Genomic DNA, 25608 nt, shown 5'->3' with positions numbered 1-25608 from the left:
TCGTGACCGGCGCTCGCGTGGTTTCGCGACGTTTCGATGGCTGTTTTTTGGCACTTCCGAAACCGCGCGTCCGGGCTTACCCTCAGCGCCATGATCAGTGACGCTTCCGTAGAGGGTGCCACGGTGCCCGCATCCGCCCCCGCCGCCCCCGCCCCTGTCGGTCAGCCTGACGGGGCGGCTGCCGTTTCGCCTGCCGCCACGCCGGCACCTTTGCCGGCGATGCCTGCGGCGCAGCACGTCTTCGACACGGAACGGTTCAATCTCACGGAATACTGCCTGGCCTGGAATGCCGAACGGCAGCCCGACAAGGCGGCACTGATCCTGCTGGACGACACCGGTATTCGCGGCGAGGTCAGCTTCGGGCGGATGTACGATCAGGTCCGCCGGGTGACGGCAGCGCTTCACGCGCTGGATCTGGCACCCGGTTCACGGATCATGATCCGCATGGGCAACCGTCTGGAGTTCGCTCTGGTCTACTTCGCGGCAGCGGCTGCGGGCCTGATCGCCGTGCCGACCTCGGCACAGCTGACACCGGCAGAGGCGGGCTTCATCGCCCGTGACTGCGGTGCTGCCGTGGCTTTCATCGCCGACGGGCTGGAGATCGCCCCGCCCCATCCCGGGGGCATGCGCCTGCTTGGTCTCGACTGGCTGCATGCAGCGGTTCAGGGGCGTCGCGACATGGCACCGCTGCCCTTGCCCGCCCATGACCCCGCCCTCATGATCTATACCTCGGGTACCAGCGGCCGCCCTAAAGGCGTGCTCCACGCCCACCGCGCCGTCTGGGGCCGCCGGCCGATGGGGCCGGGCTGGCACGGCATGGGCCCCGAGGACCGTGTGCTGCATGCCGGACAGTTGAACTGGACATATACGCTCGGCGTCGGCCTGATGGACCCCTGGGCGCATGGCGCAACGGCCATCCTCTATGCCGGGCCGCGCGACCCCTCGGTCTGGCCATTGCTGATCGAACGGGCAGAGGCGACGATTTTCGCCGCCGTCCCGTCGGTCTACCGCCAGATGCTGAAATACGGCACCCTGACACCCGAACGCCTTCGGACGCTCCGCCACGGTCTGACCGCCGGCGAAGCGCTGCCGCCACCATTGACGCATCGCTGGTTCGATGCCGCATCCCTGCCGCTCTATGAAGCCCTGGGGATGAGCGAGGTGTCGACATACATCTCCAGCGGGCCCGAGACACCGCTCCGCCTGGGCAGTCCTGGCCGGCCGCAGCCGGGCCGCCGGATTCAGGTCCTGCCGCTGGACGGAGGGACGGAGCCCGTGGGGCCCGACGATGTCGGGGTGATCGCCGTGCATCGCGACGAACCGGGGCTAATGCTCGGCTACTGGAACCGCCCGGACGACACGGCGGCCGCCTGGCGTGGTGACTGGTTCCTCACCGGTGATCTCGCGCGCGTCGACAGCGACGGATACTACTGGTACGATGGGCGCTCGGACGAAGTTATGACCGTTCTGGGCTATCGGGTCTCGCCGATTGAAGTGGAAGCGGCATTGAGCGCCCATCCTGCGATTGCCGAAGTCGCCGTCGGTCCACGGAAAGTCGACGATGCGCTGACCATTATTGCGGCCTATGTGGTTCCCAAACCCGGCCGCGCGGGAGAGCTGGATCTCGACGGCCTGAATGCCTGGGTCGGCAAGCATCTCGCCCGCTATAAATGGCCCCGCGATCTCATCCTGGTCGACAGCCTCCCCCGTGGGGTGAACGGCAAGATCCTCCGGCGGGCTCTCGGCGCCGGATGATTGCAGAACGACGGCAGAGACATCTTTCGCGACGGGAGATTCCGGCGCCCATGGCTCATATCGCGCGCGTCCTGGTCGTCATGCAAGATCCCCGGATTGCGCAGCAGGTGATGGACGGCCTGCGCGCACAGAACATGTTTCTGTTCAGCGCCCGTACCGGTGCCGAAGGCCTTCGCCTGTCCCGACAGCTTCTGACCGACGTGATCGTCATAGACGACCGCCTGCCTGACGGCGATGGCTGCGATTTCGTGGACATGCTGCGCAACGACCCCGACACCCAGCATATTCCGGTGCTGATGATCGGCACACAGGCATCATCGGCCCTGCGGCGACGGTCGCTCTCGGTCGGAGTCGACGAGCTGCTGACCGGCGGCCTGAATCTTGGTTTCCTGGCGGCACGCATGGCCAAACTGGTGCGGCTGGGTATCATGCAGGCGGAACTGCGCCGCCGGACCGCCACCGCCCGAAGCTTCCGGGTGGAACTGGACAAGCGCCGTCCGATCGCTAATGACGGCCCGCCCACCCTGCTGCTGGCCGCTCAGATGGGTGAGGATCTCGACGATGTGGCGGAGCTGCTGCAATCGCGCTATCGCCTGCTCAGAACCGCCGGCGCTGCCGAAGCGGCCCAGCTTCTGCACGAGCAACCGGTTGATACCCTGATCCTGTCCTTCGACGGTGGCAGCAGCGAAGACTGGCTGGGTCTGGCGCTGCATGTACGCGATACGCCGGCTCTTTACGACGTGCCGGTACTGGCTGTCGGCCATGCTTCGGTTGCGCCCGATGCGGCCACTCTGCTGAAGACCGGCATCGACGACCTGATTCCGCGCCCGTATCCGCCTGACGAGCTCCATGGCCGGGTGCTGTCGGCCCTGCGTCGCAGACGTATCCGGCGGCGTCTGACCGACCTTTTTGCCTCGCTTGAAGCGCCATCGACGGTCGATGCGGAAACCGGCGCCTATCGGCAGGAATTTCTGCGCGTTCACCTGTCGCGACTGGTGTTTGAGGCGGCAAAGTGGGAGAAGCCGCTCAGCATCGCAACGGTTTCATACCGCAATCTCTCATTGCTGATCGAGCGCCGTGGTCCTGCCGCAGCCCGGTCAGTGATGAAGCGCGCGACCGACACACTGAAACGGCTCGTTCGAGTAGAGGACATGGTGGCGCGCGCGGATGATTCCACTCTGGTGGTGGTTCTGCCCGATACCCCCGGCGAGCGGTCGATGAAAGCGCTTCACAAGATTGCCGGCAGCCTCGCCACCACCGATTACGGGCTGGGCGGGCTGCCGACGACGCCGATCTGGATGCAGATGGGCCATGCGACGCTTGAACCGTCGGACACGGCCGATTCCCTGCTGCTCAGGGCCCGTCAGGTTCTGCTCTGACGATCATCGGATGGCGGCTTGGGCGCCAGTGCGGAGCGGGCCATATCGGCCAGAATCCGGCGAACCTCGGGTGACGCGCCGATGGCAACACCGGCCAGGGCCGCGATCGTGACGCCTTCAGCCGGATTGCGACGGATCATCTGCGAAACGAGGCCGGTCATGGCCGCAACATCCGCAGCGCCGGGTGTGCCGGCGGCCGGTGCTCCGGACGACGATGCATGATCTCGCGCAGGTACCTTCGGCGCCCGCAGAACGACTTTCCCCGCCACCATCGCCAGCACGCCGATGACGGTCAGAAGCAGTGCCGTCCAAAGCGCTGGCGAAGCCGGGTGCCAGGTGATGCCGTCGATCCAGATGTAGAAGGCCGCCACACCAAAGCCGGCCGCGCCCAAAAGGACGAGGCCGGCCAGGCCGTAGAGGCCTGCAGCGGCACCGGCTCGTGCCAGTGCCGCTTCGATACGTCTCATCAGCATGGCTGCAGGCTCCGGTGTCGGTTGGATGAGGGGGCGGATCGGGTGATCCCGGGGAGATCCCCGCTCACCGGCGATCGATCAGCTTACCGATCACCAGCCCCACACCGAAGGCCACCAGAACGCTGGTCAGCGGCCGTTCCTCGATCTTGTGCTCCGCAGCGGCAACGGCACCGCGGCCGCGCTCGCTTGCCAGCTGCATCAGGCGATCGACCTCGGTCTTCAGGCGGCTGATCTCTTCATTGGCCTTGTCGCCCAGCTCTTCGGCGCCGATACCGGCAGTGCGTCCCGCCTGTCGGGTTACCTTCGCAAGATCGGCCTTCAGGGCTGCCAGATCGGCCTTCAGGGTTTCCATCTCGGTATCGACGGCCTTCCCGGCAGCGGTTTCGGCATTCGCCATGGCTGACGTCCTTTCCTGTCGCGATGGGGGTGCACCTGCAGGCGTCCCGCCTGCAGGCAATAAAATTCAGGGCACCGCACATATGGGAAGGATGGCCGCCGGGTGTAACCTGTGGCGTGTGACCGTTTTGAGGTTCGAACGTGACAGGAGCGCGACCTGCCCCGGCAGGATCTATACGGCCTTTCCGGTCCGGGCGATGCGGGCAAGGGTCGCGATCAGGTCGCGCGCGCCCTTCAGCCGGTCGGCGACGGTCGCCCAGGCCCTGATCACCACCAGCTTGTGATCCGGGCGCAGCCGGATCGTGCCTGACTGGCCGGCAATGAACTGGATCAGCCCGTCGGGCCGGGCGAACTGGTCCAGATGGAAGGCGATGGTGGCGCCCTTCGGCCCGGCCTCGACCTTCTCCACACCCGCCGCGATGCACAGCCGCTTGATCGCCACGATCTGGAGCAGCTGGCGGACCTCGTCGGGCAGCGGCCCGAAGCGGTCGACCAGTTCGGCTGCAAACGCGTCCAGCTCGTCGCCCTCGTCCAGATCGGCCAGGCGACGGTAGAGCGACATGCGCACGTCCAGATCCGAGACATAGGTGTCGGGGATCAGCACCGCGGCCCCCAGATTGATCTGCGGCGACCAGTCGCGCACCGGTGGCCGTGCGGGTGCGCCGTCACCGCCGGTCTTGGCTGCCTCAATCGCGTCGTCGAGCATCTGCTGGAACAGCTCAAGTCCCACTTCGCGGATATGGCCCGACTGTTCTTCACCCAGAAGATTACCGGCACCGCGGATGTCGAGGTCATGGCTCGCAAGCGTGAAGCCGGCCCCCAGGCTGTCGAGGGTCTGCATCACCTCCAGGCGTTTCTCGGCGGTGCGGGTAACGCCGTGATTGGCGGGCAGCATCAGATAGGCATAGCCGCGCAGCTTGCCGCGCCCTACCCGGCCGCGCAGCTGGTAGAGCTGGGCCAGGCCGAAAAGGTCGGCGCGATAGATGATGATCGTGTTGGCACGCGGGATGTCGAGCCCGCTTTCCACGATGCTGGTGGAAAGCAGCACATCATATTCGCCGCCATAGAAGCCGCCCATCACGTCTTCCAGCTCGCCGGCCGCCAGCCGGCCATGGGCGACCGCGATCTTGACCTCGGGCACCAGACTGCGCAGCCGCTCCTCCACTTCCTTCACCTGCTCGATCCGCGGGCAGACGAAGAAGGTCTGGCCGCCCCGGTACTGTTCGCGCAGGATCGCCTCGCGGACGATGACGCTGTCATAGGGCATGGTGAAGGTGCGCAGCGCCAGCCGGTCGACCGGCGGCGTCGCGATGATCGACAGCTCCTTCACCCCGGCCAGCGCCAGCTGCAGGGTGCGCGGGATCGGCGTCGCGGTCAGGGTCAGCACATGGACGTCGGCCTTCAGTTCCTTCAGCCGTTCCTTGTGCTTGACCCCGAAATGCTGCTCCTCGTCGATGATCATCAGGCCGAGGTCGCGGAAAGATATGCCTTTGGCAAGCAGGGCATGCGTGCCGATGACGATGTCGGCCGTACCGTCGGCGATCGCCTTCTTCGCCTCGGCGGCGCGCTTGCCGGAGACCAGGCGCGAGACTTCGACGATCTTGATCGGAAAGCCCTGGAACCGCTTGGTAAAGCCCAGGAAATGCTGATGGCAGAGCAGAGTGGTCGGGGCAACCACGGCCACCTGCACACCGCTCATCGCGGCAATGAACGCCGCCCGCAATGCGACCTCGGTCTTGCCGAAACCGACATCGCCGCAGATCAGCCGGTCCATCGGCCGGCCGGAGGCCAGGTCGTCGATCACATCCTCGATCGCATGCAGCTGATCTTCGGTTTCGGTGTAGGGGAAGCGGGCGCAGAACTCGTCATAGAGCCCCTGCGGCCGCTCGATCCGGGCGGCTCCCTTCAGCTGCCGTTCGGCCGCAACCGCGATCAGCGCATCGGCCATGTCCTTCAGCCGCCGCCTGGTGCGCTCCTTGCGCTGCTGCCATTGGGTGCCGCCCAACCGGTCCAGCGGGGCCGGCCCGTCGGCCGTGCCGTAGCGCGACAGCATATCGATATGCTCGACCGGCACGAACAGCCGGTCACCGCCCTCGTAGACCACCAGCACGCAGTCATGCGGTGCGCCGCCGGCGGTGATCGTCTCAAGACCTTCATAGCGCCCGATACCATGGTCGACATGAACCACCAGGTCGCCGACGGTCAGGCTGTCGGCATCGCGCAGGAAGTTCTCCGCCCGACGCTTGCGGCGGGTCTTGCGGTGCAACCGGTCGCCCAGGATGTCCTGTTCGGTCAGGACCGAGAGATTGCCCGCGACATAGCCATGGTCGAGCGGCAGCACGATCAGCACGAGGGCGCCCGGCTTCGCCTTGCCGATATCGGCCCAGGTCTCCACCTGCTCCAGCTGCTTCAGCCCGTGGTCTTCGAACACCGTCCGGATGCGGTCGAGTGCGCCGGCGCTGTAACAGCAGACCACGACGCGCCGCCCGGCCCCGCGCTCGGCATCGACATGGGCCTTCAGCGCCTCGAAGAGATTGACGTCCTCGTCCTTGCGCTCGGGCGCAAAATCGCGGGCGGCCCGACCGGCCAGCCGCGCCGCCTGCCAGCCCTGTTCAAGCGGCCGCTCCGCAGCCCCCGGCTGAACCGCAACCAGCGTCTCGGAGCGGCCGATTTCGGCCCATTCCTTCGCGGTCAGATACAGCTGGTCGGGCGGCAGCGCCCTATAGGGGGCCTCGCGCTCGCCGCCGATGATCGAGACCGGCCCGGTGCGCCTCGCCTCGTAATAATCCTCGATCAGCACCCGTCGCTCGGTGAACGCCTGGTCTGCCAGATGGTCGAAAACCATCACCGGCCGGTCGAAATAGGCCGTCACCGGTTCCAGATGGGTATGGAACAGCGGCAGCCAGTGCTCCATGCCGGCATGACGCCGGCCGGCGCTGATCGCCTCGTAAAGCGGATCGCCGGTACCGACCGCACCGAATTCCTGACGGTACCCCTGGCGGAACCGCTGGATCACGCCTTCCGTGAGCAGGATCTCGCTCACCGGTTTCAGGTCCAGCCGGCGGATCCGGGCATTGGAGCGCTGGGTGATCGGATCGAAGTTACGGATCGCTTCGACCTCGTCGCCGAAGAAATCGAGGCGGACCGGATCCGGCTCGCCGGCCGGGAACAGATCGACGATGCCGCCGCGAACGGCAAACTCACCCGGTTCCATCACCGTACCGGCACGGACATAGCCGTTGTGCATCAGATAGTCGACCAGCCGCTCGGTCGACAGCCGGTGCCCCGGCTCCAGCCGGAGCCGCGCCAGGGCCAGGCTTTCGCGTGGCGGCACGCGCTGGGCAAGCGCATTGACGGTGGTGACCACGATCGCGCGCGGCCGGCCGGCTGTCCCCGTCTTCGGGTCGTCCGCCGCCGGGCCGCCGGCCAGCCTGGTCAGCGTATCCATCCGCTCGGCGGCGATCATGCCGTTGGGGGATGCCCGGTCATACGGCAGACAGTCCCAGGCCGGCAGGCGCAGCACCTCGGCCTCGGGCAGATGAACCTTCAGCGCATCGGCCGCCGCCGCCATGCGAGCGTCATCACGCATGACCAGCACCAGATCACGGTTGGGCCTGGCGGTCGCAAATTCAGCCGCCAGCTGCCAGACCAGACCGTCGGGCGCCTCGGTCAGCAGGATGCGTCCGGGGCGGTCGAAGAGCGTGGGATCGATCAGCACGGGCGTCGCATCCTTCAAGCGCGTCCTCCGTCCCCGAAGGACCGGACCGGGGCGGCGACGTCGTTCATCGAAACAGTCTGGGGCGTGAAAGGTTGACGGAAATGTGAAGGCCGGCCGCGGCCTGTTCCCGAGCGCCTGATCTCAGACGCTGCCGAGCCCGCCTTCAGCGAGACCGCGATCGGGCGCGGTTGCCACGTCGAACTGCATCATCATCTGCATGACCGGATTGGCGGCCAGGTCTTCCGGCAGGGGCTCACGGCCGCTCAACCAGTTGTAGAGATCGACATCGCTTTCGTCGAGCAATGCCTCGAAAGCGTCCAGCTGCCCGGCGTCGAAACGGTCGATCCAGGCGTCGGCAAACTTGCCGAACAGGATGTCGGTTTCCTTGCAACCGCGGTACCAGCTCTGATAACGCAGCCGGCGGCGACGGATTTCGAGGTCTTCGGCCATGGGAGCTGGTGCCCTTCCTGCTTGTCGTCTGCGTCCCGTGATATAGCCCGCGCGCCCTGCGCTGTCACCCCCCGGCGCTGTCTCAGGGCATTGCGGCCATGCAGCTTGTCACGGCCCGGCCCGGCCCCTATCGTTGGCGCCCGACCGAGCCCGCCCGACCGTGCCTTTTGACCGGACCAGATGCGCCCCGAAGCCCTCTTCCCGCTTTTCGCCGAAGCCACCAGCCTGCCCGGCATCGGCCCGCGCGTGCTGAAACTGGTCGAACGCGCCGCACGCGGCAGCCGGGTGATCGACGTGATCAACACATTGCCGGTTTCGGTGGTCGATCGGCGCCATGCCCCACCCGCCGTGATTGCGCCGGCCGGACGCATCGCGACCTTCACGCTCACCATCCTGGAACATCAGCCGGCGGAGCGCCCGCGCCAGCCGCACCGGGTGCGCTGTGCCGATCCCGACGGAACCGGCGTGACCCTGGTTTTCTTTCACGGCCGCGAGGCGGACTGGCGACGGCTCATGCCCGAAGGCGAGGTTCGCATCGTCAGCGGCAAGGTGGAGCGCTATGGCGGCGAGGTGCAGATGCCTCATCCCGACCACATCGTTCCGCCGGAAAAGCGGGCCGAGGTGGAAACGGTTGAGGCGATCTATCCCGGGACCGATGGTCTTTCGCCCAAGCTCTTGCGCAAGGCCGCGAAATTTGCAGTCTCGCGCCTGCCCGAACTGCCGGAATGGATCGATCGCGGCGTGCTTGCCCGGGAAGGCTGGTCAGACTGGCGCAGCGCGCTGGCCACGGCCCATGCCCCCGCCGACGCGGATGATCTGTCGCCGCTGCATCCTGCCCGGCGGCGCCTTGCCTATGATGAACTCTTTGCCAATCAACTCGCCATTGCGCTGGTTCGCAATCGTCAGCGGCGGGCGGCGGGGCGCCATCTGGCCGGCACCGGCCGGTTGACCCGGCCGATCGAAGCCGGCCTGCCCTTCCGCCTGACCCAGGACCAGCGCCAGGTCCTGTCCGAGATTGCCGGTGACATGGCGGGGCCGATGCGCATGCTCCGCCTGCTTCAGGGCGATGTCGGCAGCGGCAAGACCGTGGTGGCGCTGATCGCCATGGCGATCGCGGTCGAGGCGGGGGCACAGGCGGCGCTGATGGCCCCCACCGACGTACTTGCCCGCCAGCATATGGAGACGCTGGTCAAGCTGGGGGCGCCTGCCGGGCTGCGCTTCGGCCTTCTGACCGGCCGCGAACGGGCCAAGGCCCGGCGTGAGGTGCTGGCGGCGCTGGAGGCGGGCGAGATCGACATCCTGGTCGGCACCCATGCCCTGTTCCAGGACGGTGTCGCCTTCCGGGATCTGGGCCTCGCCGTCATCGACGAACAGCACCGGTTCGGCGTCCATCAGCGCCTGCAGCTGTCGTCGAAGGGGCGCGGCGTCGACACCCTGGTCATGACCGCGACCCCGATCCCGCGCACCCTGGCACTCACGACCTATGGCGACATGGATGTCTCGCGGATCCGGCAGAAGCCGGCGGGCCGCAAACCGATCCAGACCAGGGTGCTGCCGATGGACCGGATGGATCAGGTGATCGATGCCGTGCGCCGCACCATCGACGAGGGTCACAAGGTCTATTGGGTGTGCCCGCTGGTCGACGTCTCGGAAAAGGCCGATCTGTCGGCAGCCAGCGCCCGCGCCGAGGATCTGGTGGATCAGCTGGGGCCGCGGGTCGGCCTTATCCATGGCAAGATGAAGGGCGCCGACAAAGACGCCGCCATTGCCCGCTTCCGCGCCACCGAAGCCGATGATCGTACCGATGTCCTGGTCGCAACCACGGTGATCGAAGTCGGTGTCGATGTGCCGGATGCGACGGTGATCATCATCGAGCATGCCGAACGCTTCGGTCTGGCCCAGCTGCACCAGCTGCGCGGCCGGGTCGGCCGGGGTGACGACCAGGCGAGTTGCCTGCTGCTCTATGCCGCCCCTCTGGGAGAAATCGCCCGCAAGCGCCTTGAGGTGATGCGGGCGACGGAAGATGGCTTCGTGATTGCCGAGGAGGATCTGAAGCTCCGCGGCGCCGGTGATGCGCTGGGCACGAAACAGAGCGGCGAACCGGAAATGCGGTTCGCCGATCTCGATCTGCATGCCGATCTGATCGAAATTGCCCAGGCGCAGGCCCGGCTGGAGATCGAGCGCACACCGGAACTCGACGGGCCCCGGGGGCAGGCGCTCAGAACCCTGCTCTATCTGTTCGAGCGCGACCAGGCCGTGCGCTATCTGCGGTCGGGCTGATCAACCGACCGCCGTTACGGTCAGATGACGTTCCCGGCCCATGCGGTCGCGCCAGGCCATGGAGGCCCCGGCCCTGAGGCCGATCAGCGCCGCCCCAACGGGGGTCAGGATCGACACGCGGTTGGCGGCGATATCCGCCTGACGGGGAAAGACCAGCACGGCCTGATGCTCCGCGCCGTCATCGGCGCGATAGGCGAGGCGGCGATGCATGGCGACCACGTCGCCCGGCAGCTCGTGGTCGGCCACGATGGTCGCGCGGTCGAGTTCAGCGGCAAGGAAGGCGACGGCGCTGCCGGGTTCCACAGCGGCCATATCGGCCAGCGCGCTCAACCGGTCGAAATCGCTCTCGCCCAGGATCACCGGCGGTGGCTGAGCGGGAATGGCCGGGGCGTGCTGAAGGCTTTCGTTCTTGATCATGATTCCATGTCCAGTGTCTTGAGATGGTTCAGGTTTTCGGGTGGTTCAGGCGACATCGCGCACCGCGTCCAGCCGGACGAGGCGTCGGGTGCCGCAGAGGTCGGTGAAGGGCATGACGGCACCCGCAGCCAGCCCCACCAGCGCGATGCCGAGGGGGGTGGCGAGGGAAAGGTCGAAGCCCTGGGCGGCCTGCCCGGCCGTCTCGGGCAGATGAAGACGTCGACGGACCGGCTCTGCGCTCCCGTCGAGACGGAAGCGGAGTTCCGCGCCGATCCGCGCAGTGCCCCAGGCACCATGTGCGTCGCGTACGATCACGGCACGGGCCAGTTCGCGGGTCAGCGCCGCTACGAGCGGCGGATTCTGCGTTGCCAGCCGCCCGGCAAGGGCCGCCAGCCGGCGCGCATCGGCCGGCAGCAGCCGGATGGGCGGCAGATGGCGCCCCGCTCCGCAGACCGGACAGCCGTCGCGGTGGAAATCGGCGGCGTGAAGGGCGCGCTGACAGACAAAACAGATCACGGTGGCCCGGGTTTCGGGCCCCCGCGGCAGATCATGGCGGGCGGACATCTCGGCGGCACTCTCGTCGCAAAGGCAGTAGAACGGGCCGATTGCACCCGTTGCCCCGAGGTTTCGGCCTCGGTTGCCAGGGCGGATCGACGGTTCCGGATTGTCGATGTGGCCCCAGGTCCGGAATGAGGACACGGCCACGGCGCCGCGACGGCGCAGGCACCCGGACCGGGCGCCGGTTCAACGGACGCGAACGGTCCGGGCGGTCAGCCCGTGACGAGATTGCCGCCGCGCAACAGGCAGGCGGACCGATGATGAACGCCGAAATGCATCATGATCGGTTAAACATGCGCATTCCGATCGGGTTTATCAAGCCCCTCGCGCCGGTCGACGGCGCGAGGGGCACCTGCCGCCCTCGCTTCGGGGTCTGCGGCATCCGGCGGGGTGATGAGGCCGCCGGAAATGACCAGCTTCACCCCCTCCTCTACCGTCATCGCCAGCCGGACGATTTCGGTCTCGGGTACGAACAGCAGAAAACCCGAGGTCGGATTGGGCGTGGTGGGCACGAAGACATTGACCATCCGCGCCTTGGTCAACCGCTGAATCTCTCCCCCCGTCGTGCCGGTGATGAAGGCCAGCGACCAGAGCCCGCGCCGGGGATATTCGATCAGCACCACCTCGCGGAAGGACTGGGACCCCTGGGTCAGCACCGTCTCGAAGATCTGCTTCAAGGCCGCATATATGCTGCGCAGAACCGGCATGCGGGCAACGATGCCCTCCCCCAGCCGGACCAGTTCCCGGCCGACGAGGCCGGCGGCAAAGGCGCCGATCAGGGTGATGCCGATGACCACCACGATCAGCCCCGCACCCGGAATGCTGAATGGCAGATACTGGTCCGGGTGGTAGGCCGGCGGCACGAAACGCAGCACGAGATCGTCGACGAAGGCGATGAACCACCAGGCGACATAAAGGGTGATGGCGATCGGCGCCGTTACCACGATTCCGGCCAGGAAATAGCGCCTGAGCCGCCCGCCGCCATGCGGTCGCTCGGCTGTATCGCTGTCGGCGTGTCGGTCGCGTCTGCTCATGGTCTGGCCGGTCCCCTGATGCCCTGCATGTCTTGCACGGGCGAATGCCTCATCATGGGCATCGCCCGCGGCAGGGCTCAAGGGACAAGCTTGGGACACATGGTGTCAGCAGACCTTTTATGTGGCGAAGGCCGCAGTCAACCGGCGCTGAAGAAGGCGATCATCCGACGGGCGACATCATCCGGCGCTTCTTCCGGCAGGAAATGGCCACAGTCGAGTGCCGCACCTTCCACCGTCTCTGCATGATTGCGCCAGATCGCCAGCGGATCGAAGCGTTTGCCGACCAGACGATGGGCGCCCCACAGCACCAGCAGGGGGACCCGCAGCCTGCGGTGCAGATCCGCCCGGTCATGGTCCAGATCGATCGTAGCGCCGGCCCGATAGTCTTCACAGGTTGCATGAATGGCTTCGGGCAGGACGAACCAGCGCTTATATTCTTCGCGTTCCCTGGGGCCGATCGCCGCCGGGTCGACGCACAGCCGGTCGCAGGCCCAGTCGAGCAGGAAGCCGGGATCGCCTGCAATCAACCGCTCGGGCAGCCCGCCCTCCTGAATGAAGAAAAACCAGTGGAAATAGCTGGTGGCCACGGTGATGTCGGTCGCCTCGTAGACGTCGAGCGTGGGCACGACATCCATGACCGACGCCTTCACGATCCGCGGCTCGTGATCCCGCAGCAGCCGGTGGGTCACCCGGGCCCCGCGATCATGGCCGGCGACCGAAAACCGGTCATGGCCGAGTGCCGTCATCACCTGTGCCATATCGGCAGCCATGCGGCGCTTGGAATAGGTCGCGTGGGCAGGATCGCCGGCCGGTTTGTCGCTGTCGCCATAGCCGCGCAGATCCGGAATGACCAGCCGGAAGTGCCCCGCCAGCACCGGCGCCACTTTGTGCCACATGACGTGGCTCTCAGGGTAGCCATGCAACAACAGCAGAGGTGGCCCCTCGCCGCCCTCGACCAGATGAATGCCGGTACCGTCGTCAACGGTGATGCGCCGACGCGTGAAGTTATCATCGTAAAAGCTTGTGGACATTGGACCGATTGTCTCCTCCTGCCGCGGCGTTGATCTCTGCATGCCCAGGCCCGTCACCGCCGCAATGCGGGCCCCTGCTCTGCAGCATAACCTCGCGCTCCGGTTCACGTCCGTCATGGCTGCGACAATCAGGAATGATCGTCACATGAAATTCGGTTGACACCCCCTCCCCCCATCCCTAGGTTCCAGCCACTTTATCCGGGCACGAGGCAATGCTGGTGACCCGTTCCGATGGCCGGACCGTGTTCCGATTGCAAGAAAATCGGGCGGCCCGGCTTTCGTCCTCTTGGGTGTGTAACGAACTGTGGCGTGAGACCTGGGGTGGATCGCCACCTTCTCTGAAAAGGGGGGTGTGCCGTGAAGGCTCTCGGACATCAGATCATCGCTGAATTCTACGACTGCGACGGCGATCTTCTGGCGAATGTCGACTACGTGACCGATGCGATGCTCGAAGCCGCCAAGCGCGCCAAGGCGACCATCGTCACCCATACCTTCCATCATTTCTCGCCGCTGGGCGTCAGCGGCGCGATCATCATCGCCGAAAGCCATCTGGCCATCCATACCTGGCCCGAATACGGTTATGCGGCGGTAGACCTGTTCACCTGCGGCGACAGCCTGCATACCGAACAGGCCTTCCACTATCTGCGCGAAGCGCTGAAGTCGGGGACCTTCTCGACCATGTCGCTGGAGCGCGGCCATCAGGCGATGCTCGCCGGCCGCGTGCCTGCCGAAGCCCCCAAGAAGGTCGTGAACGGCTGACCCCGGTCGCCGACCCTTTCCGACGTTCCAGCTCAGGTATCGGACAAGATGGAAAAGATCATCGCAGCTGCAGACAGCGAGCTGTGGTTCACCGAACGCATGGCCGGAACCGGCTTCCAGTACAGCCTGCAGGTCGCTGAAGTTCTCCACGCCGAGCGGACTCCGTTCCAGCGCCTGGAAGTGTTCCGCACCACAGGTTTCGGCACGGCCATGGTGCTCGACGGGTTCGTGAACGTGTCCGACAAGGACGAGTTCTTCTACCACGAGGTCATGGCCCATCCGGCGCTGTTCATTCATGAACGGCCCCGGCGGGTGCTGATCATCGGCGGCGGCGATTGCGGTGTGCTGCGCGAGGTACTGCGTCATCCCGCGATCGACCATGTCGACATGGTCGAAATCGACGAGCGCGTGGTCCGGGTGTCGGAGAAGTTCTTCCCCGAACTCACCGCATCCAACAACGACCCGCGCGCCTCGATCCGTTTCGAGGATGGCGTCGCCTGGGTGCGCAATGCCGCGCCGGGCAGCTATGATGTGATCATCGTCGACAGCACCGACCCGGTCGGTCCGGCGGAGGGGCTGTTCGGTGCCGCCTTCTATGCCGACTGCCACCGCATCCTGACCGATGGTGGCATGGTGGTCGTGCAGAGCGAATCGCCGCTCTTCCATCAAGGCCGCCTGAAGGAGATCCATCGCTGCCTGCGCGGCGCGGGTTTCGTCGACAGCCATCCCATGACCTATCCCACCGTCATCTATGGCGGCGGCACCTGGTCCTCCTCGATCGCCCGCAAGGGCCGGCAGCTCAATGACGGCGTGCGGTGGGATGATATCGAGACCCGACCCTTCCCGACCCGCTACTACAATCGGGGCGTGCATGTGTCGCTCATGACGCTGTCGGGTTATCTGGCGCCGGTGCTCGACGGTCTCTGAACCTCGGGCCTTCCATCCGCCGGAACGAGAAAGGGCGCCCGCTTCCTCGGGCGCCCTTTTCTCTTGGTCCGTCTGGGGTTATGCCGGCCGGTTCAGAAGCGACCGTAATTGATGTAATCCGACCAGACCCGTTCCAGCGTCCGCAGGCTTTCATTCACCTCGGTGAGGTCGTCGGCCTCCAGCACGCCCTTGGAAAGAGCCATGCAGTTGCGCTCGTAGAGTTCATTGACGCGGTCGCAAAGATCGCGCCCCTTCTGGGTCAGGCGAATGCGCATCGCCCGCTTGTCGTGCGGAGAACGCTCCTGTTCGAGATATTCATTCTCGACCAGCTTTTTCACGTTGTACGACACGTTGGAGCCCAGGTAATAGCCACGAACGGTAAGCTCGCCGATGGTGAGCTGTTCCTCGCCGATATTCGACAGGATCAGTGCCTGGACGTTGTTGATGTCGCTGATACCGAGACGATCCAGCTCGGCCTTGATCACGTCGAGAAAGCGGCGGTGAAGCCGCTCGATCAGACGAATTGTCTCCAGATAAGACTGTCGCACCTTGTCCTCGGCGTTGCCCGGCGGGAGTTCAGGCCATGGGTCGGGGCTGCGGGTGTCGCCGGTCCGCTGCCCGTGCCGCCATGAGCGGGGCCGTTTACTTTGACGAACGTCCTGCTGTCGCCGGTCTCTCTGCCGGCGTTGCAGTCCAATAGGCGATCATCTAGACCACGGCGCCGAAGTCAAGATGGCCGCGCCGGTTCTCCGGTGCGGCCATCTACTTTGGCGCAGAATCGGCGCAAAATCAGTCGAAATGCAGATCGCGGCTGCCGAGGGGCGCGAACAGCGCGTCGATCGCTGCCGGATCCACATCCCCGACATGCGCCGGCGACCAGACCGGCGCATGATCCTTGTCGACCAGCACCGACCGGATGCCCTCGCCGAAATCATGGGTCCGCACGATGCGCGTCGCCACCCGGAACTCGGTGATCATGCAGTCCTCGAAGGACAGGCTGCCGCCGATCCGCATCTGGCGCAGCGCCACGACCATACTGGTCGGCGACTTGTGCGACAGCTCCTTCGCGACGCCCGCGCCCCAGTCGCCGCCGTCGACCGGCAGCCGCGCCAGAATGCCGGCCATGTCGTCGCCGGCGAAGCAGGCATTGATGGTGGGCAGATGCTGGGTGATCTGCGGCGTGCCGGCGGCGCCGGCATCCGAGAAGCGGTTCAGCACCGCCTCGACCTCGGCATCGGCACCGGCGCCGGCCGTCACCTGCGACAGGGCCTCGGTCAGTTCGCCCAGCCTTGCCGAGGGCACGAAATGGGTCGCAATGCCCAGCGCCAGGCAGTCAGCCGCCTTCAGCCGGGCACCGGTCAGCGCCAGATAGGTCCCCGAAAGGCCGGGCAGACGCGGCAGGATATAGGTGCCGCCGACATCCGGCAGCATGCCGATCGCGGTCTCGGGCATGGCGAAGAGCGTGTTCTCGGTGGCCACCCGCCAGCGACCATGGACCGAAAGGCCGACACCGCCGCCCATCACCACACCGTCGATCAGCGATACATAGGGCTTGGCATAGCGGAAGATCTCGCGGTTGAGGGTATATTCCTCGCCGAAGAACTCTGCCGCCAGCGTGCTGGTCGGATCCTCGCGCTCGTCCCAGAGCGCGCGGACATCGCCACCGGCGCAGAAGGCGGGCCGGCCGTCGGGGCGCGGTGCACCGCGCACCACCACCACGGCCACCGCATCATCCGCAGCCCAGTCCTTCATCTGCGGCGCCATCAGGCGGATCATCGGCAGGGTCAGCGCGTTCAGAGCCTTGGGCCGGTTCAGGGTGATGATACCGGCCGAACCGGCACGGTCGAACAGGATCTGCGCGTCGCTCATCTCGTTTCCTCTGATCCTTCATGTTGACGAGGCCGGCGGCATCGCAACCGGGGTCGGCCCGCGGTCATGGCTCGGGCCATGATATGTCGGGCATCATAGAGACCGGCCGGGTGCTGTCAATTTCACCCGGATGCAGCCCTGATGCACGGCCTGCCGGGCGATTTTGCCGCGGGGAGGCTGCATCCGGTTTACGTCGGGCCCGACCGGGTGCATTCTCTGGCCCCGGCAGAGCCGTTCGGACTTTCGATCAGGAGTATCGTGTCGTGGCACCGACCCCCCTCGGACGTTTCCCGCGCACCCGCATGCGTCGCAACCGCCGGACCGACTGGTGGCGGCGGCTGGTGGCGGAAAACCGGCTCTCGCCCGATGATCTGATCTGGCCGTTCTTCGTCGTCGACGGCGAAGGCATCGCCCAGCCGGTAGCCTCGATGCCCGGCGTGGACCGGCTGTCGATCGACCGGGCGGTCGCCGCCGTGCGTGAGGCACGCGATCTGGGTGTTCCGGCCGTTGCCCTCTTTCCCTCGATCGATCAGGCGCTCAAGACCCCTGACGGGCGCGAGGCGGCCAATCCCGACAACCTGACCTGCCGTGCGATCCGCGCGATCAAGGATGCCGTTCCCGACATCGGCATCATCGTCGATGCCGCCCTCGACCCCTATACCAGCCACGGCCAGGACGGGATCGTCGAGAATGGCCAGATCCTGAACGATCCCACCGTGGACATGCTGTGCCGGCAGTCCCTGGTTCAGGCCGGTGCAGGTGCCGATGTCATCGCACCTTCGGACATGATGGATGGCCGCATCGCCGCCATCCGCGACGCGCTTGATGCCGACGGCTTTGCCGGCTGCGGCATCATGGCCTACGCCGCCAAATATGCCTCGGCCTTCTACGGCCCCTTCCGCGATGCGGTGGGCTCGGCCAGGAATCTGGGCGCCGCAGACAAGCGCACCTATCAGATGAATCCTGCCAACAGCGACGAGGCCCTGCATGAAGTGGCGCTCGATCTGGCGGAAGGGGCCGATATGGTGATGGTGAAGCCCGGCATGCCCTATCTGGACGTGGTGCAGCGGGTCTCGCAGGAATTCGGCGTGCCGACCTTCGCCTACCAGGTCAGCGGCGAATACGCGATGCTTCAGGCGGCAATCGCGAATGGCTGGCTGGACGGCGAGAAGGTGGTGGTCGAAAGCCTGCTCGCCTTCAAGCGCGCCGGGGCCGCCGGCGTGCTGACCTATTATGCCCGCGACGTCGCGGCGAAGCTCAACGGCTGAGCCCCCCTTCTCCACGTCATACTCTCTCCCCAGACCCCGACGGTTTCCGGAGTTCCAGGTGCCGATCTCGTTCCGTCTTCCGGCCATGGCGGCTGCAACCTGCCTTGCAACCGCCCTCATCGCCCTGCCCGCCGTGGCACAGCAGTCGGGGCCGCGGGTCCTTGTCCCGCAGGCGCCCGCAGCACCGACCGCCCCTGCCGCACCGGCCCAACCCGGTGTGTCCCAGCCATCGGGCCAGCCGCCGGCGGCGCGGCCGGCAGCCGTTGCCCTGCCACCCAAGGTGGTCGAAGAGGCAGAGCGCCTCGGTCGTGCCTGGCTCGCGCGCATCCAGCCCAAGGCACCCGACGTGAAGCCGGATCTGGCGCAGGCCTATGCCGCCCAGGATCGCTTCCTCGCCGCCGCCATGCCGTCCCGCCCGGCACAGCTCGGCTGGAAACTCACGCTCACCGCCCGCACCACTCAGGAGATGTTCGGTGCCCGGGCCCCGGTGGTCGGACGGATTTTCGCCGGTCAGATTCTGGAGAACGGAGCCGATGTGCCCCGCGACGTCGGCTCGCGGCCGACGGTCGAGGTCGATCTGGCCGTGACGGTGAAAGACGCCGGCATCATGCAGGCGACCAATCCGCTGGAGGTCGCCGGCCATCTTGCCACGGTCTCGGCCTATATCGACGTCCCCGACCTGCTGCTGGGCTCGGGGGAGCCGCTGAACGCCGAGACCCTGGCGATGATCAATGCCGGCATGCGCACCGGCGTGATCGGCAAGGCGGTACCGGTCCAGGCCACTCCGGAATTCGTCGCCGCCATGGCCGAGATGCAGGTCAGGGTGCTCGACGGCCATGGCGGGCTGATCGTCGACAGCCGGTCCTCGGCCATCATGGGCCAGCCCCTGAACGCCCTGGTCTGGCTGATCGGCCATCTGAAGGCCCGCGGCGAAAGCCTGAAGCCTGGCGACCTCATCACCCTGGGCGCCATCAGCCGGCCGCTGCCGCTGAAGGAGGGGCAGGTCGTGCGTGCCATCTATACCGGCCTGCCGGGCGGGCCGCTGGAGGCACAGCTTTCGGTCAAGTAACCGGAAGCATCGCCTCCGCCCGCCGCAGCACCGAACCCGCCGCCTTCGCGGCGGGTTCGCCGATTTCGACCACGGCTTCAGGCAGAAAGCCGTTGAATCGGGTCGCGAGGGCATTGGAATAGGCCCCGATCATATCGATCTCGATCCAGTCGCCCTCGCGGATGTCCGACGGCAGCAGCAGCGGCGCAGGCAGCACATCGGTCGAATCGCAGGTGGGGCCGAAGATGGTGAAAGGCTGACGCTCACCCCCAAGCGGTCCCGCGGGCCGGATCGCACGTGCGGGGAAGCGCAGATGTCCGGTCACGGTTTCCGACAGGCTGCCATAGATGCCGTCATTGATGAACAGCCGGTCGCCCTTGCGCAGATGCACCTGCACCACAAGCGACAAGCCGTCGGCGACGAGCGCGCGCCCCGGCTCGCACAGGATGCGGCGGTCGGGCAGCGGTGGAATGGTGTCAAGCGCGCGGCGAACCGCGGCGAAATAATCGCCCACCGGCGGCATCTCCACCCCCATATCGTAGCGGCCCGGAAAGCCGCCGCCGACATCCAGCGCCACCACAGGCACATCCGGGGCGTGATCCATTGCTGCCCGGACGATCGCCATCGCCTCGTCATAGGCCAGCGGATCCGGGCATTGCGACCCGACATGGAAATAGAGCCCGACCTGATGGCCCAGTCGATGGGCCTCGCGCATCATTGCAGCCGCCTCGGGCACCGGTGCGCCAAACTTGGCGGACAGATCATAGGTGCTGCGGCTGCTGTCGGTCGTCAGCCGCACCATCATCACCACCGGTCCCCCGCGGGTTTCGGCGTGGATCTTGGCCAGCTCGTCCGGATGATCGACGGCAAAACGCTCCACGCCGTAAACCCGGTAGGCATTGGCGATGGCTGCGCGGCTCTTGATCGGGTGATGAAAATGCAGCTCCGCCTCTTCGAACAGATCGGCGACCAGCGCCACTTCGGCGAGCGAGGCGACATCGAAGCCGGCAATGCCCGCTTCATAAAGCGTGGAGATGACCGCGCGCTCCGGGTTGCACTTCACCGCATACAGCACTTCGCCCGGAAAGCCTTCGATGAAGGTGCGGGCGGCGTCGGCAAGGCGCGAAGGTTTCAGGCAGTAGACCGGATAGCTGGGCTTCAGCCGCGTCACCATCGTATCGACGTCCGGAAAACGGCCCGGGGTGCTGCGTCGACGGGTGGGGAAGAGGTCTGACATCCGGTTCTGCTCCTTGTGGATCTGGGGACGGCGGTCATAGCTTTCTCGCATCATATGGGAATGACGTTGCGGATCCGCGACCGCCGATCGGCTCTTCTTCCACCGGCCGCGTGACGCAGAGGTTGATCCGGAGCTGCGCCTCCATCAGACTGCCGCCGTGACGCGGCACGGATTCCGCGGCGTTCTGACGGCAAGAGGCGGAGATCTTCATGCGCTGGATCGGTCGAATTCTGGGCGGTCTCGTCTTCATCGTGATCGCCGCGACGGTGATCGGCGTGATCTGGCTGCGCACCAGCCTGCCCGAAACCGAGGGGCGGCTGGCCCTGCAGGGGCTTTCGGACGAGGTTACGGTGATCCGTGACGAGAACGACGTGCCCCATATCAAGGCCGGGAGCATCGAGGACGCCGTCTTCGCGCTGGGCTTTCTGCACGCCCAGGACCGGCTCTGGCAGATGGAGTTCCAGCGCCGGGTCGGATCGGGCCGGCTGTCGGAATTCGCCGGAAAATCGACGCTGTCCATCGACCGCTTCATCCGCACCATCGGTGTCTACGGCCATGCCGAACGGTCCTATCGGAAGCTCGACGAGCAGACCCGCCGTCGGCTCGACGCCTATGTTGCCGGGGTGAATGCCTATATCACCAGCCATGATGGCGCCTGGCCGCTGGAATTCGTGCTGACCGGCATCACGCCCGAGCCCTGGGCACCGGCGGATTCGATGGTCTGGCTGAAAATGATGGCCTGGGATCTGGCCAAGAACTGGCGCGACGAGCTGCTGCGCGCGCGGATGCTTGCCGCCGGCATCACCGCGGACCAGATTTCCGATCTCTGGCCGGATTACGACGCCGACGGCAATGTCGCCCTGCCGGAAATCGCCGGACTAGGCACCGATCTTGATGCCTTGGCCAGGATCTATGGCGACACGTCGTTCTCTACCCTGCTCGACCAGGGGGCAACGCCGCCGATCGACGGAATCGGCTCCAACAACTGGGTGCTTTCGGGCGCGCATACCGCGACCGGCAAGCCCCTGCTCGCCAATGATCCGCATCTGGGTCTGGGCGCGCCGTCGCTCTGGTATCTGGCCCATCTCTCGGCCCCGGGCTTCGACGTCATCGGTGCCACCCTGCCCGGACTGCCGAGCGTGATGCTGGGACGCACCGACAGCTTCGCCTGGGGCTTCACGAATACCGGCCCCGACACGCAGGATTTCGTCATCGAACGGCTGACCGCGCCCGGCGCCGACACTTATGAAACACCGGCCGGCCCGGCAGAATTCACCACCCGCAGCGAGACCATCCGGGTCAAGGGCGCCGGGCCGGAGAGCTTTACGGTCCGCGAAAGCCGCAATGGCCCGATCGTGACCGATGTCGTCAATGGCGGCGGCGAACTCACCGACCGGCGCCATGTGCTCGCCTTCCGCTGGGTGGCGCTGACCGACGACGACCCCACCCTGCGGGCGGCGTTCGCTGCCAATACGGCCACCGATTTCGCCAGCTTCCGCGAGGGATTGCGCGATTTCTACTGGCCGCAGCAGAACATCGTCTTCGCCGACACCAGCGGGCGGATCGCCTATCTGGCGCCGGCCCGCGTACCGATCCGGGCCTCGGGCGACGGTTTCCTGCCAAGCCGCGGCTGGACCGGTGAAGGCGACTGGACCGGCTGGATTCCCTATGACGAGCTGCCACAGCTGACCGATCCCGAGGACGGCCGGATCGTCACCGCCAATCAGCGGATCACGCCCGAGGGCTACCCCTATTTCATCAGCCGGGAATGGACCGCGCCTTACCGTGCCGATCGTATCGACCAGATGCTCGACGCGACGGACAAGCACGACACGGAAAGCTTCCGCGCCATCATGGGCGATACCGTTTCACTGATGGCCCGCCAGTTCATGCCACTGATGATGGCCGGCGTCCGCGATGCCAGCCCCGAACACCCGGCGGCTGCCGACGCACTCGACCTGTTGAAACGTTGGGACGGCGACATGGCGGCCGATCAGGCCGCGCCGCTGATCTTCTCGGCCTGGTATGATGTTCTGTTGCCCCGCATCGCTGCCGACGAGTTGGGCGATGATCTGTTCGACGATTATCGCGGCCACCGCACCGAATTCCTGGAGGTGGCACTGACCCGCAACCCGGTCTGGTGCGACGATCGGCGGACCACGGAAGCAGAGAGTTGCGCCGTCCAGATCTCGCGTGCTCTGGATGACGCGATCGCCCTGCTGATCCGCACCCAGGGCGACGACATGTCCGCCTGGACATGGGGCAAGGCACATCCGGCGGTCTCCGAGAACCGGGTGCTGTCGGCCGTACCGGTGCTCAAGGACGTGCTCGCCATCTCGCATCCGATCGGCGGCGACCCGTTCACCGTAAATGCCCAGCGCTGGGCTGCCGATGCAGCGGAGGGTCCACAGATGTTCCGCTCGACCCATGGCCCCGGCTATCGCGCAATCTACGACCTTGCCGATCCGCAGCGCTCGATGTTCATCCAGAGCACCGGGCAGAGCGGCAATCCGCTCTCCTCCGGCTATAACGCCTTCGCATCGCGCTGGACCGAGACCCGCTTCATCCCCATGATCACCGACTGGTCGCGGATCGACGCCGCGGCCGGGACGAAGCGCCTTACCCTGGCGCCCGCGGCCGCACCGGCGAACTGACCGGGCGCGGCACGGGCCTGTACCGGAGCCCCCGACGTGCCAGCCTCCACCCTGCTGACGCTCGACCAGATCCGCGAGGCGGCCGCCCGCCTTGATGGATCGATCGAGCGTACCCCCTGCAAGGCCTCCCGAACGCTCAGCGACCTCACCGGCGCGAAGGTGGTCTGCAAGTTCGAAAACCTTCAGTTCACAGCCTCGTTCAAGGAACGCGGCGCGCTGAACCGCATGCTTGCCCTGGATGAGGAGACCCGCGCACGCGGCGTGATCGCCATGTCGGCCGGCAACCATGCCCAGGGCGTCGCGCTCCAGGCCCGGCGGCTCGGCATTCCCGCCACCATCGTGATGCCCCGCTTCACCCCCTTCACCAAGGTCGGTCACACCCGTGCGCTCGGCGCAGAAGTGGTGCTGGAAGGCGATACGCTGGAAGAGGCGCGTGCAAAGGCCGATGCGCTTGCGGCCGAGCGTGGCCTGACCTTCGTCCACCCCTATGACGACCCGCTGATCGCGGCCGGTCAGGGTACAGTGGCGCTGGAAATGCTTGAACAGGCGCCGGACATCGATGTGATGCTGGTGCCGGTGGGCGGCGGCGGGCTGATCGCCGGTTGTGCTGCTGCCGCCAAGGCGCTCAAGCCGGAGATCGAGGTGATCGGCATCCAGGCCGACCGCTACCCGTTCATGGCACAGGCATTGGGCCGCGAGGTCCCAGCCGCGCAGGGCATGACCATTGCCGAAGGCATCGCAGTCAAGAGCCCCGGCCAGTTCACCCGCCAGGTGATCGCGACGTGCGTCGACGACCTTCTGCTGGTCGACGAAACCGCCATCGAGCGCGCGGTTCAGCTGTTCGTCGAAATCGAGAAGACGGTGGTCGAAGGCGCTGGTGCGGTCGGCCTCGCTGCCCTGCTCGATCCGGCCCATCACGACCGCTTCAAGGGCCGCACGGTCGGTCTCGTGGTCTCGGGCGGCAACATCGACACCCGGATTCTGTCCTCCATTCTGCTCCGCGGCCTGGTGCGGGATGGCAAGGTCATGCGGCTCAGGGTGATTTCGTATGACCGGCCGGGAGAGCTGGCGCTGATCGCCCGGCTGATCGGCGATGCCGGCGCCAACATCCTTGAGGTTTATCATCAGCGCGCCTTCTCTCACGTGCCGATCAAGGCGGTTGAGGTGGACCTGGTCGTGGAGACGCGCGGACCCGACCATGCCCGCGAACTGATCACCCGGCTCGAAAAAGAAGGGCTGGAAGTTCAGCGCCTGGATCACGACATCAGCGAGAGCGGCTCTCTTCAGATGTAAGGCCCTCCGCGGGGCCTTGGTCGGGGGTGGGAGCGACTGCTATAGTTTCCGTCAGTGAACGCGCGTCACACGCCGCGCGTGCTCCCGCCTTCGGAGATCGCCATGAGGGAGTGGCCGCATCGGGCGCAGCATCTGTTCACCATGACCGTCGCCCATCCGTGCCCCTATATCGAAGGCCGGCTGGAGCGGGACGTCGTGGCGGACCTGAACGTGCCCAACGCCCAGTCCTTCTACGACTGGCTGCTGCGTTCCGGCTTCAGACGCGTGCAGCACATGGCCTATCGGCCTGCCTGCCCCGGATGTTCGGCCTGCGTGCCTGTGCGTATCCGGGTGGCCGGCATGGAGCCGACCCGCAGCCAGCGGACCGTGCTGCGACGGAATGCAGACCTTTCCCATACCATCGTACCGCTGACGGCAACGCAGGAGCAGTATCAACTGTTCCTGCGCTACCAGAAGAGCCGCCATGCCGATGGTGAGATGGCGACCATGACCTTCCACGATTACCGCATGATGGTGGAAGAAAGCCCGATCGACACACAGGTCGTCGAATTCCGGAGCGAAGACGGGCAGCTGATCGCCGTCTGCCTGACCGATCGGGTGCGCGACGGGTTGTCGGCCGTCTATAAGTTCTACGATCCCGACGCGGCGCGCCGCAGCCTTGGAACCCGGATCGTGCTCTGGCACATCGACCGGGCACGCGATCTTGGCCTGCCCTATGTCTATCTCGGCTACTGGATCGCCGAGAGCCGGAAGATGGCCTACAAGGCCCGCTTCGCCCCGATGGAGGCGCTGGTCGATGGCGCCTGGGTTCCCCTGCCCCGCCAGACATGACCCGGCCGGCCGGAATTCTCCGGGCCTGACGACAGGGCTGTTCGCCCGTTGCGCGATACATCGGGCGCGCAACGGTGGCACGGGCATGCGGCATGCATGATCGTATTCGCGAACGCATGGTTGACCTATTCACTTTCGGCGCACGCCTCCTATAATCGGCGACCAAGAATGGTCGCGCGGCCTGTCCGTCCCGCAGACGGGATATGCGCGCCCATCGGCCCGGCACCGGCA

Annotated in this window: 21 protein-coding genes; 10 read left to right on the top strand and 11 right to left on the bottom strand. The window is 66.3% G+C overall.

Annotation, left to right across the window (positions count from 1 at the left end; genetic code table 11):
- Positions 1-219 precede the first annotated feature (219 nt).
- Together P7L68_RS16050 and P7L68_RS16045 are read left to right on the top strand one after the other, a co-directional pair.
- Positions 220-1755 (top strand): acyl-CoA synthetase, encoded by a 1536-nt coding sequence (locus P7L68_RS16050; RefSeq protein WP_372006856.1) that lies wholly within the window; start codon positions 220-222, stop codon positions 1753-1755.
- Positions 1756-1805: 50 nt separating this feature from the next.
- Positions 1806-3134 (top strand): response regulator, encoded by a 1329-nt coding sequence (locus P7L68_RS16045; protein WP_372006631.1) that lies wholly within the window; start codon positions 1806-1808, stop codon positions 3132-3134.
- Here P7L68_RS16045 and P7L68_RS16040 read toward each other — a convergent pair.
- From P7L68_RS16040 to P7L68_RS16025, 4 genes are all read right to left on the bottom strand, one after another.
- Positions 3119-3607 carry a hypothetical protein gene (locus P7L68_RS16040; RefSeq protein WP_372006630.1) on the bottom strand — a complete coding sequence of 163 codons (489 nt, stop codon included), beginning with the start codon at positions 3605-3607 and terminating at the stop codon, positions 3119-3121. The two genes, P7L68_RS16045 and P7L68_RS16040, sit on opposite strands and share 16 nt — an antisense overlap.
- Positions 3608-3671: 64 nt before the next feature.
- Entirely contained in the window at positions 3672-4004 is a 333-nt protein-coding gene (locus P7L68_RS16035; protein WP_372006629.1) for a YqjD family protein, read from the bottom strand.
- A 171-nt stretch (positions 4005-4175) separates the two neighbouring features.
- Complete coding sequence (mfd, locus tag P7L68_RS16030) at positions 4176-7739, bottom strand: transcription-repair coupling factor (RefSeq protein ID WP_372006628.1); 3564 nt, start codon at positions 7737-7739, stop codon at positions 4176-4178.
- 123 nt (positions 7740-7862) lie between these two features.
- Entirely contained in the window at positions 7863-8171 is a 309-nt protein-coding gene (locus P7L68_RS16025; protein WP_372006627.1) for a succinate dehydrogenase assembly factor 2, read from the bottom strand.
- A 180-nt stretch (positions 8172-8351) separates the two neighbouring features.
- Between P7L68_RS16025 and recG the strand changes: the two genes are divergently transcribed.
- The gene (gene recG, locus P7L68_RS16020) at positions 8352-10451 is read left to right on the top strand and encodes an ATP-dependent DNA helicase RecG (RefSeq protein WP_372006626.1); all 2100 of its coding nucleotides are present in this window, start codon (positions 8352-8354) and stop codon (positions 10449-10451) included.
- Here recG and rnk read toward each other — a convergent pair whose 3' ends face one another.
- From rnk to P7L68_RS16000, 4 genes are all read right to left on the bottom strand, one after another.
- The gene (gene rnk / locus P7L68_RS16015; RefSeq protein ID WP_372006625.1) at positions 10452-10868 is read right to left on the bottom strand and encodes a nucleoside diphosphate kinase regulator; all 417 of its coding nucleotides are present in this window, start codon (positions 10866-10868) and stop codon (positions 10452-10454) included.
- 45 nt (positions 10869-10913) lie between these two features.
- Positions 10914-11432: a hypothetical protein gene (locus tag P7L68_RS16010; RefSeq protein WP_372006624.1), complete on the bottom strand. Its 519-nt coding sequence runs from the start codon at positions 11430-11432 to the stop codon at positions 10914-10916.
- A 281-nt stretch (positions 11433-11713) separates the two neighbouring features.
- Entirely contained in the window at positions 11714-12460 is a 747-nt protein-coding gene (locus P7L68_RS16005) for a DUF502 domain-containing protein (protein ID WP_372006623.1), read from the bottom strand.
- 137 nt (positions 12461-12597) lie between these two features.
- Positions 12598-13491, bottom strand: coding sequence for an alpha/beta fold hydrolase (locus tag P7L68_RS16000; protein WP_372006622.1), 894 nt, complete (start codon positions 13489-13491; stop codon positions 12598-12600).
- 357 nt (positions 13492-13848) lie between these two features.
- Here P7L68_RS16000 and speD point away from each other — a divergent pair, with 357 nt between their 5' ends.
- Together speD and speE are read left to right on the top strand one after the other, a co-directional pair.
- Positions 13849-14250, top strand: coding sequence for an adenosylmethionine decarboxylase (gene speD, locus P7L68_RS15995; protein WP_372006621.1), 402 nt, complete (start codon positions 13849-13851; stop codon positions 14248-14250).
- Positions 14251-14298: 48 nt separating this feature from the next.
- Positions 14299-15177 (top strand): polyamine aminopropyltransferase, encoded by an 879-nt coding sequence (speE, locus tag P7L68_RS15990; RefSeq protein WP_372006620.1) that lies wholly within the window; start codon positions 14299-14301, stop codon positions 15175-15177.
- 92 nt (positions 15178-15269) lie between these two features.
- On the opposite strand, the gene P7L68_RS15985 is transcribed toward speE, so the two are convergent.
- Both P7L68_RS15985 and P7L68_RS15980 read right to left on the bottom strand, forming a co-directional pair.
- Positions 15270-15725: a MarR family winged helix-turn-helix transcriptional regulator gene (locus tag P7L68_RS15985; RefSeq protein WP_372006619.1), complete on the bottom strand. Its 456-nt coding sequence runs from the start codon at positions 15723-15725 to the stop codon at positions 15270-15272.
- Positions 15726-15966: 241 nt separating this feature from the next.
- A complete protein-coding gene (locus P7L68_RS15980; protein ID WP_372006618.1) occupies positions 15967-17046 on the bottom strand; it encodes an enoyl-CoA hydratase/isomerase family protein in 1080 nt (359 codons plus the stop codon).
- Positions 17047-17309: 263 nt separating this feature from the next.
- Between P7L68_RS15980 and hemB the strand changes: the two genes are divergently transcribed.
- On the top strand, positions 17310-18314 hold the full coding sequence (gene hemB / locus P7L68_RS15975) for a porphobilinogen synthase (protein ID WP_372006617.1): 1005 nt from the start codon (positions 17310-17312) through the stop codon (positions 18312-18314).
- A 58-nt stretch (positions 18315-18372) separates the two neighbouring features.
- Positions 18373-19383, top strand: coding sequence for a 2-keto-4-pentenoate hydratase (locus tag P7L68_RS15970; RefSeq protein ID WP_372006616.1), 1011 nt, complete (start codon positions 18373-18375; stop codon positions 19381-19383).
- On the opposite strand, the gene P7L68_RS15965 is transcribed toward P7L68_RS15970, so the two are convergent.
- The gene (locus P7L68_RS15965; RefSeq protein WP_372006615.1) at positions 19376-20599 is read right to left on the bottom strand and encodes a type III PLP-dependent enzyme; all 1224 of its coding nucleotides are present in this window, start codon (positions 20597-20599) and stop codon (positions 19376-19378) included. The genes P7L68_RS15970 and P7L68_RS15965 overlap by 8 nt on opposite strands.
- Positions 20600-20808: 209 nt before the next feature.
- On the opposite strand from P7L68_RS15965, the gene P7L68_RS15960 reads away from it, so the two are divergent.
- The 3 genes from P7L68_RS15960 to P7L68_RS15950 all read left to right on the top strand — a co-directional run bounded on the left by P7L68_RS15960 (position 20809) and on the right by P7L68_RS15950 (position 25377).
- Positions 20809-23253 carry a penicillin acylase family protein gene (locus P7L68_RS15960; RefSeq protein ID WP_372006614.1) on the top strand — a complete coding sequence of 815 codons (2445 nt, stop codon included), beginning with the start codon at positions 20809-20811 and terminating at the stop codon, positions 23251-23253.
- A gap of 36 nt (positions 23254-23289) precedes the next feature.
- Positions 23290-24546 carry a threonine ammonia-lyase gene (locus P7L68_RS15955; RefSeq protein ID WP_372006613.1) on the top strand — a complete coding sequence of 419 codons (1257 nt, stop codon included), beginning with the start codon at positions 23290-23292 and terminating at the stop codon, positions 24544-24546.
- Positions 24547-24648: 102 nt separating this feature from the next.
- A complete protein-coding gene (locus P7L68_RS15950; protein ID WP_372006612.1) occupies positions 24649-25377 on the top strand; it encodes an arginyltransferase in 729 nt (242 codons plus the stop codon).
- Positions 25378-25608 lie beyond the last annotated feature (231 nt).

The organism is Tistrella mobilis (genome assembly GCF_041468085.1).
Taxonomy (GTDB): Bacteria; Pseudomonadota; Alphaproteobacteria; order Tistrellales; family Tistrellaceae; genus Tistrella; species Tistrella mobilis_A.
Note: the sequence above shows the minus strand (reverse complement) of the source record. Positions and strands in the feature narration are given on the sequence as shown.

Excerpts from the sequence above, each read along its gene's own strand:
- speE (WP_372006620.1), top strand. The coding sequence starts at position 14,299 with ATGGAAAAGATCATCGCAGCTGCAGACAGCGAGCTGTGGTTCACCGAA.
- P7L68_RS15950 (WP_372006612.1), top strand. The coding sequence starts at position 24,649 with ATGAGGGAGTGGCCGCATCGGGCGCAGCATCTGTTCACCATGACCGTC.
- P7L68_RS16005 (WP_372006623.1), bottom strand. The coding sequence starts at position 12,460 with ATGAGCAGACGCGACCGACACGCCGACAGCGATACAGCCGAGCGACCG.
- P7L68_RS15980 (WP_372006618.1), bottom strand. The coding sequence starts at position 17,046 with ATGAGCGACGCGCAGATCCTGTTCGACCGTGCCGGTTCGGCCGGTATC.
- P7L68_RS15965 (WP_372006615.1), bottom strand. The coding sequence starts at position 20,599 with ATGTCAGACCTCTTCCCCACCCGTCGACGCAGCACCCCGGGCCGTTTT.
- P7L68_RS16050 (WP_372006856.1), top strand. The coding sequence starts at position 220 with ATGCCTGCGGCGCAGCACGTCTTCGACACGGAACGGTTCAATCTCACG.
- P7L68_RS16010 (WP_372006624.1), bottom strand. The coding sequence starts at position 11,432 with ATGTCCGCCCGCCATGATCTGCCGCGGGGGCCCGAAACCCGGGCCACC.
- P7L68_RS15960 (WP_372006614.1), top strand. The coding sequence starts at position 20,809 with ATGCGCTGGATCGGTCGAATTCTGGGCGGTCTCGTCTTCATCGTGATC.
- rnk (WP_372006625.1), bottom strand. The coding sequence starts at position 10,868 with ATGATCAAGAACGAAAGCCTTCAGCACGCCCCGGCCATTCCCGCTCAG.
- P7L68_RS16035 (WP_372006629.1), bottom strand. The coding sequence starts at position 4,004 with ATGGCGAATGCCGAAACCGCTGCCGGGAAGGCCGTCGATACCGAGATG.
- P7L68_RS16000 (WP_372006622.1), bottom strand. The coding sequence starts at position 13,491 with ATGTCCACAAGCTTTTACGATGATAACTTCACGCGTCGGCGCATCACC.
- recG (WP_372006626.1), top strand. The coding sequence starts at position 8,352 with ATGCGCCCCGAAGCCCTCTTCCCGCTTTTCGCCGAAGCCACCAGCCTG.
- P7L68_RS16045 (WP_372006631.1), top strand. The coding sequence starts at position 1,806 with ATGGCTCATATCGCGCGCGTCCTGGTCGTCATGCAAGATCCCCGGATT.
- P7L68_RS16040 (WP_372006630.1), bottom strand. The coding sequence starts at position 3,607 with ATGCTGATGAGACGTATCGAAGCGGCACTGGCACGAGCCGGTGCCGCT.
- P7L68_RS16025 (WP_372006627.1), bottom strand. The coding sequence starts at position 8,171 with ATGGCCGAAGACCTCGAAATCCGTCGCCGCCGGCTGCGTTATCAGAGC.